At 30.3% G+C, this 14,142-nt stretch carries 14 protein-coding genes and 1 rRNA gene; 1 reads left to right on the forward strand and 14 read right to left on the reverse strand.

Annotation, left to right across the window (positions count from 1 at the left end; translation table 11 throughout):
• Positions 1-154: 154 nt before the first annotated feature.
• From B5E79_RS12340 to B5E79_RS12365, 5 genes are all read right to left on the reverse strand, one after another.
• Complete coding sequence (locus B5E79_RS12340; RefSeq protein WP_087298235.1) at positions 155-1,480, reverse strand: MATE family efflux transporter; 1,326 nt, start codon at positions 1,478-1,480, stop codon at positions 155-157.
• Positions 1,481-1,607: 127 nt separating this feature from the next.
• Entirely contained in the window at positions 1,608-2,810 is a 1,203-nt protein-coding gene (locus tag B5E79_RS12345) for an MFS transporter (protein ID WP_241147498.1), read from the reverse strand.
• 551 nt (positions 2,811-3,361) lie between these two features.
• Positions 3,362-3,907, reverse strand: coding sequence for a rubredoxin-like domain-containing protein (locus B5E79_RS12355; protein ID WP_087245789.1), 546 nt, complete (start codon positions 3,905-3,907; stop codon positions 3,362-3,364).
• 97 nt (positions 3,908-4,004) lie between these two features.
• Positions 4,005-4,880: a Cof-type HAD-IIB family hydrolase gene (locus tag B5E79_RS12360; RefSeq protein WP_087245791.1), complete on the reverse strand. Its 876-nt coding sequence runs from the start codon at positions 4,878-4,880 to the stop codon at positions 4,005-4,007.
• A gap of 114 nt (positions 4,881-4,994) precedes the next feature.
• Positions 4,995-5,621, reverse strand: coding sequence for a hypothetical protein (locus B5E79_RS12365; protein WP_087245793.1), 627 nt, complete (start codon positions 5,619-5,621; stop codon positions 4,995-4,997).
• A gap of 164 nt (positions 5,622-5,785) precedes the next feature.
• Here B5E79_RS12365 and B5E79_RS12370 point away from each other — a divergent pair, with 164 nt between their 5' ends.
• Entirely contained in the window at positions 5,786-6,331 is a 546-nt protein-coding gene (locus B5E79_RS12370; RefSeq protein WP_087298236.1) for a VanZ family protein, read from the forward strand.
• Positions 6,332-6,348: 17 nt separating this feature from the next.
• Here B5E79_RS12370 and B5E79_RS12375 read toward each other — a convergent pair whose 3' ends face one another.
• The 9 genes from B5E79_RS12375 to rrf all read right to left on the reverse strand — a co-directional run.
• Positions 6,349-7,242, reverse strand: a complete 894-nt coding sequence (locus B5E79_RS12375; RefSeq protein ID WP_087298237.1) for an ROK family protein — start codon at positions 7,240-7,242, stop codon at positions 6,349-6,351.
• 135 nt (positions 7,243-7,377) lie between these two features.
• Positions 7,378-8,157 carry a PHP domain-containing protein gene (locus tag B5E79_RS12380; protein WP_087245799.1) on the reverse strand — a complete coding sequence of 260 codons (780 nt, stop codon included), beginning with the start codon at positions 8,155-8,157 and terminating at the stop codon, positions 7,378-7,380.
• Between the two features lie 15 nt (positions 8,158-8,172).
• Positions 8,173-8,997, reverse strand: coding sequence for a histidinol-phosphatase HisJ family protein (locus B5E79_RS12385; RefSeq protein ID WP_087298238.1), 825 nt, complete (start codon positions 8,995-8,997; stop codon positions 8,173-8,175).
• Positions 8,998-9,077: 80 nt separating this feature from the next.
• Positions 9,078-10,097 (reverse strand): ABC transporter ATP-binding protein, encoded by a 1,020-nt coding sequence (locus B5E79_RS12390; protein WP_087245803.1) that lies wholly within the window; start codon positions 10,095-10,097, stop codon positions 9,078-9,080.
• Positions 10,097-10,897: an ABC transporter permease gene (locus B5E79_RS12395; protein WP_087245805.1), complete on the reverse strand. Its 801-nt coding sequence runs from the start codon at positions 10,895-10,897 to the stop codon at positions 10,097-10,099. Before B5E79_RS12395 ends, B5E79_RS12390 begins: the two co-directional genes overlap by 1 nt.
• Complete coding sequence (locus tag B5E79_RS12400) at positions 10,894-11,742, reverse strand: ABC transporter permease (RefSeq protein ID WP_087245807.1); 849 nt, start codon at positions 11,740-11,742, stop codon at positions 10,894-10,896. Before B5E79_RS12400 ends, B5E79_RS12395 begins: the two co-directional genes overlap by 4 nt.
• Positions 11,720-12,559 carry an alkaline phosphatase family protein gene (locus B5E79_RS12405; RefSeq protein WP_158094016.1) on the reverse strand — a complete coding sequence of 280 codons (840 nt, stop codon included), beginning with the start codon at positions 12,557-12,559 and terminating at the stop codon, positions 11,720-11,722. The genes B5E79_RS12400 and B5E79_RS12405 overlap by 23 nt, the downstream gene beginning before the upstream one ends.
• Entirely contained in the window at positions 12,549-13,649 is a 1,101-nt protein-coding gene (locus tag B5E79_RS12410) for an ABC transporter substrate-binding protein (protein ID WP_087298240.1), read from the reverse strand. Before B5E79_RS12410 ends, B5E79_RS12405 begins: the two co-directional genes overlap by 11 nt.
• A gap of 412 nt (positions 13,650-14,061) precedes the next feature.
• Positions 14,062-14,142, reverse strand: a 5S ribosomal RNA gene (rrf, locus tag B5E79_RS14070); the annotation flags it as partial.

Genomic DNA, 14,142 nt, shown 5'->3' on the forward strand with positions numbered 1-14,142 from the left:
AAGATCATGAACTCCATGTGTGAGCTAAGATATAGTGACTTTACAAATGAATTTTCATTTAAGACCATATAATCAATATATTTTAAATATAGTTACCAACATTTATCTAGGGTTAGATTATTTTATAAAAAAAATCTTCTCATCACAAGAAGATTTAAATAACTTTAAACTTTGTCCATTTTTTTGAACGAAAGCGAATATAAAAGATAATCCCTCTCATTGACCAGTCAAGACACATGGCTAAGGCAATACCAATGACTCCTAGGTTCAATCCTATCGCAAAGATCAATGAGAAAATTAATCTTCCTAAAACTGTTGAAGCAATGGAAACAACCATTGTATATTTGACATCACCAGCAGCACGGAGTCCATTTGATAATGGTCCTGAAAATGGAAAGGCAACAGTATTAAAAACATTATGAATGAAGACAAGGATAATAACCAATTGTCGTGTTTCTTCTGAAACCTGATAAAATTGCATAAAAATAGGTGTAATGATAAAGACAAGAACATTCCAGATAATAGATAACACAAGTGTTAATTTCATCAGTTTATAAAAATAATAATCTGCTTCTTTGACCTGATTGGCTCCCATGCACTGCCCAATCACAGTTATAAAGACTGGTCCCATCGCTGAGCCAATCAATGCCGCTAATGACCAAATACTTTGAGCAATTCCATTCGCTGCAATCTGATAAGTTCCAAATAAAGCGACAACACTGCTTAATGCAACTTTAACAAGCTGGAAAATACCGTTTTCAATTCCATTAGGAATCGCAATATTTAAAATTCTTTTTAACATAGGTCCATCCCATTTCAAAATCCATTCTTTACTGTAATGAGCAAAACGGCTTTTTGAAAAACAGAGAACTGTAATCGCAACTGCTGAAAAAGTTCTTGCTATTAAAGAAGGATATGCAACGCCAGCAACGCCTGCATCCAAAACAAAAACGCCAATTAGATTTCCGACCACATTAATAACATTGGAAATCAAAGAAATATACATTGTTGTACTGGTTTTTCCAATACTGCGATAAAGTGCAGCTCCAGCATTATAAATAGCCAAGGCTGGATAAGAATAGGCAGATATTCTTAAATAAGTTACACAAGCTTCCATAACAGAATTTTCAACTTTTCCAAATAAAAGCGTTAATAATGGACGATTAAATATCAATGTTATAATAGCTATAATAATAGAAAACACAGTAGAAAACATAAGCAACTGGCTGGATGACTTCACTGTATTTTTTTGATCTTCACAGCCAATATACTGACTGATGATAACAGCACCACCTGAGGCTAATGCTGTAAACAGATAAATAAAAATTGTATTAAACATATTGACCAAAGAAACACCAGATACAGCCGCCTCTCCCACAAAGCTGACAACAAAAGTATCTGCTATCCCTACTAGCATAACTAATAATTGTTCGAAAAAAAGTGGAACAATCATTTCTTTTAATGCACGATTTGAAAACATATCCCCACCATCCTTTGACTTTTCTATTATATAAAAGTCTTTTTTTAATGTCTAATACTTATAATCTATTCATTATAATGCTTAACAAGCATAAAAAAAGCATAGATTTTTCTATGCTCGTTATGATCTATTCAATAGAAGCTCTTTTCTTTTCAATAGACATGAAAACAATCAAAGCTCCAATAACAGATACAACAACACCAATCATTAATAAATCATGAACACCAATAGTATCCAATAAGATTCCACCTGCAAGGTTAGCAATAATACCACTGGCTGTAATTCCAACTGTAACCATAGATTGCCCTTTAACAAGATCTGGTTTAGAAATAACCTCATTAACATAATAAACACTAGCAGGGATAAAGATAGCATAAGCACCAACTTGTAAAACTTGTGCAACATAAACCATAAAGACGTTAGTTGCTAAAAAAGTTAATAAGTGTTTCAATCCAAAAATAATCACAGATATTTTTAATAATGTTGAACAATCTATTTTCTTACGCATAACATTAAACATAGCCATAGCTGGTAATTCAACAATTGCAGCAATAAATACAGCGATTCCCATTTGACTTTCAGTTCCACCAATAGGAGTAATGACTTGAATAAAGAAATTATTAATAATTGTATGTGTAAAGAAAACTAAAATAACACCCACAACAAAAATCATAAATTTTTTATATATTGAACAAAATTGAAAGAATGATAATTGTTCCTGTTTAACTTCTTCATGCTGATTCTCTTCACGATGTACAACATGTCTTTGATTCTTTGGTACAACATATGTATAGACAACGACAATTAATAAGATATTTCCAATAATATAGAATAATGGAATCATGCTTGTTCCAAAATCTTCTACAAGATAACCCAGCACAGCAGATGCAAGGGCATAGGCAGCACTTCCTAATCCTCTAGCTAATCCATAATTCACTTCAATACCATATTTTTCAAAAAGAAATGCTAATGAATTTAATAATGGTTGAATTGTCATCATACATGTGACAACTCCAACAAACACACATAATAATATTATTGTTGGTAATTTAAAGAAATACAGACCTAATGACAATATGACGGCTAAAGCTAATATCACAATAATTAATGGTTGTAATCTAATCACTTTTTTATCAGCTGCTGAGGCTGCCATAGGTTGCGTAAATACTGCAATAATACTAACCAATGCCAAAGTCGTTCCAATTAAAGAATTCGACACACCTCGATCTAATAGATATACAGATGCATATCCCATAAGAGCACTGTAGGATGCAAAGTAAAGAATTTGTGTTAAAGAATACTTAACATCTAAAATTCCATTTTTTTTCACATAATTTCCTCCCTTAATTTATAATTATTCGATAAGTATATTATATGATAGATTGAATTCAAATCACAAGCTAAATAACATATCTTGAAAAAAATTTTAAATAAGGGTTAAATAAGGGATTTTTTCATATAATAGTGTTTACCTGTTGCAGGATGTTCTTGCATACTGAAGATTTCCTGATAACCTCATTTCATATAAAAATCTGGTGCCTGAAATTCATATGTATCTAGAAAACTATATTGACAGCCTCTCTCTTTCGCAACTGCTTCTGCTTTTCATAATACTTCTGTTCCCTTATTTTGTCTTCTTAATAAAGGTGAAATCCATAACCACCTTATAAAAAGCTAATCTCCATGGGTATATCCAATCAATCCTCCTACAATTTGATCATGCTCAACTAAGTAAACAGCTAAATCTTTTGAGTGAGCATGTTGAATTTTTGACGATTATATTCTCTTAATCCACTTTTAATAATATCTTTTGTAACTATCTCCATTGTATTTCTCAAAAAAAAAGAAATCAGTAATGCTTAGCAATACTGATTTCTTTGCTTATTCTCCAAAATATCTTTTTAATAATCCAGCAAATGCTTTTCCATGTCTAGCTTCATCTCTAGCCATTTCATGAACTGTATCATGGATTGCATCTAAGTTAGCTTCTTTAGCACGTTTAGCTAAATCAACTTTACCAGCAGTTGCTCCATTTTCAGCTTCTACACGCATTTGAAGATTTTTCTTAGTAGAATCAGTCACAACTTCTCCTAATAATTCAGCAAATTTAGCTGCATGTTCTGCTTCTTCCCAAGCTGCTTTTTCATAATATAAACCAACTTCAGGATATCCTTCACGATGAGCTACACGAGCCATTGCTAAATACATACCAACTTCTGAACATTCACCTTCAAAGTTAGCACGTAAATCTTTAATAATATCTTCGCTAACACCTTGTGCTACACCAACAACATGTTCAGCAGCCCATGTCATTTCACCACTTTGTTCAACGAATTTATCAGCACCAACACCACAAACAGGGCATTTTTCTGGAGCTGCATCTCCTTCATAAACATAACCACAAACTGTACATACAAATTTTGCCATACTTTTTTCCTCCTATTCAATATGGATTTATTTATCCATATTTATGATAATCAATTTTCCATTTTTCGTCAACTTTATTGCTTGAAATTTTTTAACTTTAAATCGCTAAAAGACCTAATTGTTGTAATTGTTCTAATCCTTCAAAAACGGCCCCTTCTTCATTTGTTAAAGTCAACAAATAATGAGCAGCATTCTTAGCTGATGAAGATGCATTTTGAGGTGCAAAAGAATATTGAAACATTTGTAACATATGTCGATCATTCTCTCCATCACCAAAAACAGCAACTTCATCATAAGCATATCCCTTTTTTGCAATAACTTTTTCTAATAACTTACCTTTATTACTCATTGAACTCGTAATTTCAATATTATCTTCAAAAGATGATGAGATATCTAATCCATCTATATTTAGTTGTTGTCTAACCCCTTGAATAGAGTAAGCATCCAGATGTCTAGCATCTATTTTTAAAACTTTAATATTCTTTTGAATGATCTCATGAGCATCCTTAGCATAATGAAAATCTCTTAAATATCCCTCTCTTGTTGTAAAAGTCTTTTTTGGTAATGAATCCTTATAATCTTTTGAAGCTAACAATAATTTATAGTGATAATCCCAAAAATCATCTGCATCTACAAAAGAATATTTCCCTTGATTTGTATGGATAGCTAATAAATAACCATATGATGATAAAATTGTAGATATCTTTTGAAATGCTTGATTATCCATTGGATAAATCTCATTGAATGTCTGTTGTTTATTACAGTATTGTGTTCCATTATTTAAAATCAAATCACAATCTAACTGATAACGCTCTAAAAAATCAATGACCATATTAATATCTCTACCAGTTGCTATAATAAACTCTATCCCATTTTCAATACATTTTTTTAATATCTGACAAGTTCGTTCCTCAATAGTGTCATCTTTTTTTATTAATGTTCCATCTAAATCACATACAATGCATTTTATCATGTCTGATTCCTCCTAGTTTTATTATTATATCAACTTCATTGATGAAGAGAAATCTTTTTCTGGCATAGAAAAACTATTGAGAGCCTCAATAGTTTCTTTTATAGTTATGTTGTTTTATGCTTCTTTTTGTTCAATTGTAGAAATTAACCAATTCTCTCCATCTGGAACTAAAGTAAATCTTAATTGTGTATCAATAGCTTCAGCTTCATCTATCTTCTTTGTCATTGCTCCAAAGATTTCTGGTGCTAAATCAGCAAAAACTTTTTCCATCATCGCTTGTTGATCACCTGCTAGCTCACTTAATTCGTCTAAATGTTCCTGCTGATAATTATCAATAATAGTTGTTGTATCTGAATCAATATCTATATTATTGTAATCTTTCATTTTAATATCAGCAATAACCAAATAATTATCCCCATCTGCTTCTACACTATTAATTTCATATGAAGTCACATAATTGGCAAAAATATGATCAACAAACTTATTCGCTTCGTCTACAAATGTTTGACCATATGTTTCAACATCCATGTACTCTTCTAAACTTTCCATGATTGAAAGTAAATCATCAACGTCACTGTTATCATCAGTACATATTGTTGAAATCTTTTCAATATCTCCTGCTTTTAAATAATCAAAAAAGTTCTTCACTACAGTTTCCTGTTTTTCAGTTGACGTTCCTCCACAGGCAACAACGCCCATAATCATAAATAAACAAACCGCTAATTTTAATATTTTTTTCATAACCTTCACCTTCCTTTATGTAATAAATATATGTTCTTATATATTCAGTATATCATAAATATAATTAATTTCTTTATTTTTCAACATAATTTAACATAATTAACAATAAAATCAAATATTTATATTATATATGACTTCTCATTATATTTTTATGAGGTGATTTTTTGTTAATAACACAAAGAAACTGGACATTAGCTATCTGCATTCAATTTTTTATTGAAATTATTATTTTTATAGCTATTTATTATTATTTTATATATTTAAAGTATCAAAAACAAAAAGTCCTTTTTTATAGGACTTTACTCTATGTATATATCATCGGTATCTTATTTGTCACATTATTACCTTTAGATTTTCAATATGCCCAATTTGATCATTTTCATCATTTTACTGTTCACAATTTTACTTTTCCTTTTCGGGATGTCATTTATCATTATGGTGGTGCCATTACAAATGTTATTCTCAATACATTTATGTTTATACCTTTTGGATTCCTTGTCCCTTTGTCTTTTCAATATTCATTTATAAAAACAATGCTCATAGGATTGATGACAATCATAGGTATTGAATCATTACAGATGATATTTTCCTTATTTTGTATTGGATTTAGAACTTTTGATATTACTGACATTATCACAAATTTTATTGGTTTATGTTTAGGATACCTTATTTATTATATCGATAAAAAAAGACAATGCTTTGTGAAATGAACATTGTCTTTTCTTATCTATTGAAATGTTTGAATATGCTGATATAATGCTCCAATTAAATTGGCATCATTACGATAATGACAAGGAACAATTTCTGGCTTATAAACATCAAATCCTAAATGATCAAAAATATTATCAAAATGTTTATTAATTAACTCAATTAATAATGGTTGTGCACTGATACCTCCACCAATCGCAACTTTTTCACAATCAAAAATAATATGCACATTAAAGATTTGAGTAGCCACTTCTTTACAAAATTGACTAATACCTTCAATGACTTTCTCATTACCTTCATTAGCCATATCAAAGATTTCTATACCCGTATATTCCTGATTAGTTCCTAATGATTCCTGGACTCTTTCCAATAGTCCTTTAATACCATTACGTGTAGACCATGCATAGTCCCAATTAATACCATCTAAACAATTTGTTTTCACAAAAGAAAACTCTCCAGCACTAAAATGTCTTCCAGTATGCACTTTGTGATCTTTGATCAGACATCCTCCAATCCCTGTTCCTAAAATAACAACAGCTCCATCTTGTATATCCTGCAAATTCCCATATCCAATTTCTGCATTGGCTGCACATTTTGCATCATTACCAATCGTTATATTGATTGGACATCTTTCTTTTAAAATATCTACGATATTCATCTTATCAATATATCGTAATGCTCCACCTGTAAAAGCGTAACCTATTTCAGGATTGATAATACCTGGCATAGAAATAGCCATACCTTCAATACGATCTTTGTATTGATCATAAATGGTACCTATTGTTTCTACAAAATGATCCATTGTATCCATTGGTGTTGGGACACTAGATTTTTCTAAAATTGTTGAATCTTCCTGAATTAAAGCATATTTAATTGAACTTCCCCCAACATCTAAAGCTAAATATGTTTTCATAATTAAATTCCTCCATACATTGTTCTTATATTTATTATAGGATTTTTATTGTAACAATGTAAATACTTTTATACATTTCTTATTATTGAATACAATATAGTTCCCATAACGCATAATACAATGACAGAGTCATCATCATAATATTTCATGAATATCTTCTAAAAAATTAAAATCATAATCTTTTAAAAGATCCAAGCATATATCTATACGTTGATGTTCTAATAAAGTTGTAGGATGATGGGCATCATAACCAAAACAAACTTTATTTTCTTTTGTAACATGTTTAAAGAATTCTGGATGTGGATAAGGATATGCCAAACCATCTTGATAGTAGAGTTTCCCATATCTTAAACCATTTAAGTTAATTTCTAAAACAGCATGATATTTTTTAGCCGCTTCAACAATGATTTGTGATGCCTTGTCACATGCTGGTGTCCATTGTCTTCTTCCTAACATAAAGAAGTCTGGATGTGCTATATATCTTGTTAATCCTAGTTCCAAAGCACTTTGAATTTGATTTGCATACATCAAGACATCTTCATCATTATTAAAATAATCATAATTATATCCATCAAAATAGCGGAAATGCTGTCCAATAATCATGTAATCACAACATTCTTTCATTTTAAGTAAATAATCTTTTTGATCATCATAATATTCTATTTCAAAGCCTACTAATACTTCAATTTGATCTTTATACTTATCTTTTAATTGATACATCGTATGTAAATATTCTTGAACATCTCGATTATACATACGTTCAGCAGCTATTTCTACATGAGGATAGGCCATATGTTCACTAAATCCTATCGTTTTCATTCCAGCTTCTATCGCTGCCAGAATATATTGTTCATCTTTTCCAACAGCATGATGACAGCGTGTTGTATGCGTATGTAAATTAAAATTCTGTTCCATTATTTATCTCCATTTTTATAAAAATTCTTGAATATCTTTTTCTATAAATCCTTGATCTGTTAACACCATCATAGATGTAAAACCACAATCTTGAATCAATTCTAAAGATTCTTTATAATAACAATCTAACATTTCTTTTTGATGACAGTCACTATTAAGACAGATTTTCCCACCATGATCATGAATATATTTTAATAGTATATGATGTGGATAAGGTGTTTTTCTTTGTCCTCTGGCAATAGCACCTGTATTGACTTCAAAAATTTTCTTTTGACCAATAAGCATATCAATACATTCATATGCTAATTTTAAATATTCCTGATCATCAAAATCAATAAATTCTTCATTCTCATTAAACTTTGTAAGTAAATCAATATGTCCTACTATATCTACATCACTTCTATAAGCTATCTTTTTCACTTCTTCATAATAACTTTGAGCATAGCTTAAAAAATCCCCATAATAATCTACAATCTTATGCGTCACTTCCTGACTTTGATCAACAGCTAAATATTCTTCACCAGCTTTTACAAAATGAACACTTCCAATAATATAATCATATGGATTATTTTTTTCAAAGCTTTGTCCTAAAATATCTTCTTCAATACCTAAAAAAATATGTATCTGATCTTTATATTTTTCTTTGACTTCAAGGACATCTTGAATATATTTTTTGGTGTTATCATCAGTCATAGAGTAATCATCTATTTCTCGACAATTCCCATGTCCTGAAAAACCTAAAATCGTAAAACCTTTTTGAATAGCTTCTAAAGTCATGTCCTCAATTGTATTTTTGCCATCACAATAAAGTGAATGTGTGTGTAAATTTTGTTTTATCATATTTTATCATCCCTCTCCTATTATAATTCTTTTTCATTTCCATTGATAGTCTAAAAAGACTGTCTTTAAACAGTCTTCATTTATTCTCTAATGGCTAGAATATTATGTGGCTCAATTCCAACATACACTTTTTGTCCTTCATCAAACAGTGTAAAACTTCTAAACAATGTTTCTGATTTTAAAATAACATCATGACAATTTAATGTATATCGTAAAACATTTCCTCTTGAAATATAGTGACTAACTTTTGCTTCAAAACTATAGACATTTTGATCTTGAATTGGTTCATTTTGAATAGAAATGGTTTCCGGTCTAATTGCATAATAATGATTATCAAAGTCTTGTTTTGGTAGCAATGTTTTTAATTGATGATTATCTAATATATTATAATGTCCTATAAATTCAGCCGCAAATTTAGAAACAGGGTGTGTATATAATTCTACAGGATTTCCACTTTGTTCAATGATTCCACCATTCATTAAATGAATTTTATCAGACATAATCATGGCTTCATCTTGATCATGTGTTACAAATATAGTTGTAATTTTTAACTCTTTTTGTACACGTTTGATTTTTTCCTGTAACTCACGTCTTAATTTTGCATCAATTGCACTTAATGGTTCATCTAATAATAGAACTTTTGGTTCCATAACGATTGCCCTTGCGATAGCTACACGTTGTTGTTGTCCACCAGATAATTGACTCGGATAACTTTTTTCTTTTCCTACCAAATCTACCATTTCAATAGCACGCTGTACTTTTTGAGCTATCTGATTTTTATCTACTTTTGCGATTTTTAAACCAAAGGCAATATTTTCCTCTACATTCATATTTTGAAATAATGAGTATTGTTGAAAAACCATCCCTATACCACGTTTTTGAACTGGTACATCTGTAATATCTTTACCATCTAATATAATTCTCCCTGAATTAATCTGCTCTAATCCTGCTAAAGATCGTAATAATGTAGATTTTCCACAACCACTTGGTCCAAGTAATGTAACTAATTCACCTTTTTCTACATCTAAATGAATATTTTTTAAAACTTGATTTTCACCATCGTAGCTTTTGCATATATCTCTAAATTCAATGTATGCCATTAATTTTTCCCCCTCTTTGTGACTGCTTTATTTTGAATCATTAATGTTAATGTTGAAATGATAAATGTTGTAATAAAAAGAATAACGATAATTGCACTTGATAATTGTCCTGATTTTGACATTGTTTGATATAAATAAATACCTGCTGTTCTAAACGCACTTCCAGCAATCATATTAACAACGACGAAATCTGCAAATAACATTGTAAAAGCTAACATCATTGTTGAAATAATTCCATTTTTCATTTGTGGAATAATAATTGCAAAGAAGGCATGAAGTTGAGAACATCCTAACACCTGTGCAGCTTCTACAACACATTTCACATTTAATGCGCCAATTGTATTTTTTAAACCTCTAAATGTATATGGTAATATAATGATACAGTAAGCTCCTACTAAAAGAAAAAGACGATTTGATAAAAAGCCGGGTTTACCTGAATATAGTGAAATTATACCTACTGCTAAAATAACACCTTGAATGGCATATGGAATATTACATAAAATTTCAATATACTTTTCTAATTTTGGCATATATAATGTTGTCACATAAAGAACTAATAATATAGCCAAACTACAAATACACACTGGCACAAAAGAAATAACTAAAGATCTTAATAATGAATTAATAAAAGCTCCATCTGTTAATATTTCTGAATAGAAGCTAAGAGTAAAACCAGTTGGTAAAATATCCATCCATGCTGTAAAAACAGAATATAAGAAAGTTAAAGCTAATGGTATAATTAAAAATGCTGCGATAATAAATAAAATACATCCATCCCATAATTGTGTTTTTAATTTCATTGGACACCACCTGATTTCTTTTGTAATTTATTTGTAATTAAAACTGAAATAACCATTAAAGCCATCATGACCAATGAAAGAGCACAACCAAATTCTTGATTTTGAACAACTTCACCAACAAATTGTTGAGAAATACGAATTGGTAATAGAGAAATATTATTACTCAACAATGCATATGCTGTTCCATAAGCTGCTAATGAGTTGGCAAATAAAACTGAAAATGTTCCTAATATACTTGGTAATAATGATGGTATTGCAACTTTAAACCAATAGTGAAAACTGTTTCCACCTAATAATCCTACAGCTTCTTTCCATTCTTTTCTTAATCCTGAAAAAATAGGAAGCATCAATAAAGTTCCTAATGGAATTTGGAAATAAATGTAAGTTAATAACAAACCATTAATCGTATATAAATCATAATTAGCCAAAAATTCTATTCCATAATTTTTTCCAATTAATGTTAATATACCAACATTTCCTAATAAAATCATAAAAGCAAAAGCTAATGGAACTCCAGCAAAATTACTAGTAATATTTAATACTGAAGTGAAAGCATTTCTTATTTTAGGACTGGCATTATGTGCTGCTTTTGCACCAATAAATGCAATAAATATACCAACAACAGCTGAAAAAATAGATATCCATAAACTGTTATAAATAGACTGTTGATATAGACGTGTACTAAAAATTTTAACAAAATGGTCTAGAGTAAAACCTCCACCACCTGTCTTTGAAAAACTTTCTATCACAATATTAATTAATGGTAATATTTCAAATAATAAGACAATGATAAAAAAGGGTAATAAAGCGAACAGATAAAATTTATAGTTCTTTTTTGCTTTCATGAATACGTTTCACCTCCAAAGGTTTCATTTTTTCAGTTGCTTGAATATCCAATAAATAACAAAGCAACGGCGCAAACTCTAATGTTGTGAGAACTTGTGAATGATACCCATTCACAATGCGTTGATCAATAATATATAATGCTGTGGTGCGTTGCTGATGACTATTACCACCATGATAACCATTTTCACTCATTCCATGATCTGCACCTACCACAACACTATACCCATCTTTAATCCATTGTGGAATATATGTTGAAAGGAGTTTATCATTTTGAATAACTGCTTGCGCGTATTCTTGTGAACCTGCACCATATTTATGGCCTGCATCGTCGATACCCATTGGATGTATAAACACAAAATCATATTGATCATGTGACATTAAACTTGATGATAATGCATATAAATGATTATCTGGATAAGTGTCTTCATAATAGAAAAAACCTTGGTCTATATAAGACTTTGGATCATGATGATAGACATCTTGAAACTTATTAAATGGTGCTGATAAATAGAGCTCACTAATCCAATAATATGCTAATGCTAGACTTTTTTTATGATTCTGTTTAAGTAATTCAAATATATGGATTTGATTAGATAATCGACATATATTATTATTTGTAATTCCATGTTCATATACTGGTAATCCAGTAAAAATTGTTTCGTACATAGGGCGTGAAGCGCTAGGTAATTCACCTAGCACTTCATATTTAGCCGCCTTTTTATGTTCACATAAATGTTCTAAATAACCTAAATGCTCTCTAGCATATTCACTCTGTAATCCATCTAATAAAACAAATACAACTTTATTATTGTGCATAAGCAACAACTTCCTCCTGCCAAGATGTTGATAAATCTGACACAGCTTGATCCCAAGCTTCCTGATCTTCAATAAAGCGTGCATTTTTATATTGTTCATCTGGTAAAAGCATCGCCTTTACATCTTCTGGTAATTCTACATCATCACGAATTGGACGCGCATAACCTTTAGCTAAATTAATCTGTCCCTCATCAGATAAAATATATTCCCTTGCTAATGCAGCAGCATAAGGACGTTTTGTATAGGCATTGATAATTGTACAATATCCACTTTGAATTGCTCCATCTGTTGGTACTGATACTTCAAAATGAGCATTGGCATTATTTTCTAAGATTTGTGAACGATATCCTAATGAATTGTAATCCCATAAAACTGCAACTTCTATTTCACCTTTTTCTAAACGTGCAACACTTGTGTCTCCCATATCTAATCGATCTTCTTCAGCTAAAGTCTTGAAAAAGTCTAGACCAGGCTGTATATTGCTTTCACTACCACCAAAAGCGATAGCAGCACTTAATAATGCACTTTGTGCCTGAGTTGCTACTGAAACGTCTCCAATTGTTAATGTATAATCTCCATTTAAAACATCTTGCCAACTTTTTGGTGCTTGATCAACAAGATCAGTATTTGTAATAAATGTAATTGTACCATAGTATCCTATAATCCAATCACCATTATCATCTTTAGCCCAATCAGGAATTGAATCCCAATATGATGTTTTATAAGGTAAAGTTACACCTTGTTCTTCTGCAACTGGCCCAAATGATTGTCCAACATCACCGATGTCTTTTGTTGCATCACTTGCTTCATTTGCAAAAATAGCAAGTTCCTCTGCACTAGACATATCTGTATCCGTATGTTTAATTCCATATTCATCTTCAAGTTCTGTCCATGTTTCAACCCAGTTAGCCCATGTATCAGGCATTCCAACAGAATTGACTTCTCCATCTTCTTTTGCTTTTTCTGTAATTTCTTCAATTGTCATCGAATTTAAATCAACCTTTGCTTGTGTGCTTTCTTCAGCGCATCCTGTTAAAAATGTTGCTGCAACAAGAGCACTCATCCCCAATTTAAAAAATTTATTTTTCATTTTCATACTTCCTCCTTAGCGAGTAAAGTATAGCATTTATAAAATTCAGTTAAATATCTTCATTTTGTAAAGAATTGTAAAAATAAAAACACTATAACAAGTGTTTTGTAAATATTTTAAAAAGGAATTTAAATTCTATATTAACATTTATTAAGTTTTTAGATACTTTTGCTTTATATAAAAAGTTATAAAAATCACATATTTTTCTATATAAGTATAATAATTTGAGTCTTTCAATTTATCATTTAAACTAATATAAATAAATATTATTTAAGTTGATCATTATTTTAATATTTGATGACTATTATCGAATACATCATATAAAAAGGAACCACCAGATGAGACAAGGTAGTTCTCTTTCAGTATACAAAATAAAAAAAGAAAGGGAATAGAATGACTATTCCCTCACATGGACTGGCAGCGTGCTATTTTCGCAGTTGCCTACTATCTTCGCCGCTGTGATGCTTAACTTCTGTGTTCGGCATGGGTACAG

Source organism: Massilimicrobiota sp. An134, assembly GCF_002160815.1.
GTDB classification, from domain to species: Bacteria; Bacillota_I; Bacilli_A; order Erysipelotrichales; family Coprobacillaceae; genus Allocoprobacillus; species Allocoprobacillus merdigallinarum.

Excerpts from the sequence above, each read along its gene's own strand:
- B5E79_RS12360 (WP_087245791.1), bottom strand. The coding sequence starts at position 4,880 with ATGATAAAATGCATTGTATGTGATTTAGATGGAACATTAATAAAAAAA.
- B5E79_RS12400 (WP_087245807.1), bottom strand. The coding sequence starts at position 11,742 with ATGAAAGCAAAAAAGAACTATAAATTTTATCTGTTCGCTTTATTACCC.
- B5E79_RS12410 (WP_087298240.1), bottom strand. The coding sequence starts at position 13,649 with ATGAAAAATAAATTTTTTAAATTGGGGATGAGTGCTCTTGTTGCAGCA.
- B5E79_RS12375 (WP_087298237.1), bottom strand. The coding sequence starts at position 7,242 with ATGAAAACATATTTAGCTTTAGATGTTGGGGGAAGTTCAATTAAATAT.
- B5E79_RS12380 (WP_087245799.1), bottom strand. The coding sequence starts at position 8,157 with ATGGAACAGAATTTTAATTTACATACGCATACAACACGCTGTCATCAT.
- B5E79_RS12385 (WP_087298238.1), bottom strand. The coding sequence starts at position 8,997 with ATGATAAAACAAAATTTACACACACATTCACTTTATTGTGATGGCAAA.
- B5E79_RS12390 (WP_087245803.1), bottom strand. The coding sequence starts at position 10,097 with ATGGCATACATTGAATTTAGAGATATATGCAAAAGCTACGATGGTGAA.
- B5E79_RS12340 (WP_087298235.1), bottom strand. The coding sequence starts at position 1,480 with ATGTTTTCAAATCGTGCATTAAAAGAAATGATTGTTCCACTTTTTTTC.
- B5E79_RS12405 (WP_158094016.1), bottom strand. The coding sequence starts at position 12,559 with ATGCACAATAATAAAGTTGTATTTGTTTTATTAGATGGATTACAGAGT.
- B5E79_RS12395 (WP_087245805.1), bottom strand. The coding sequence starts at position 10,897 with ATGAAATTAAAAACACAATTATGGGATGGATGTATTTTATTTATTATC.
- B5E79_RS12355 (WP_087245789.1), bottom strand. The coding sequence starts at position 3,907 with ATGGCAAAATTTGTATGTACAGTTTGTGGTTATGTTTATGAAGGAGAT.
- B5E79_RS12365 (WP_087245793.1), bottom strand. The coding sequence starts at position 5,621 with ATGAAAAAAATATTAAAATTAGCGGTTTGTTTATTTATGATTATGGGC.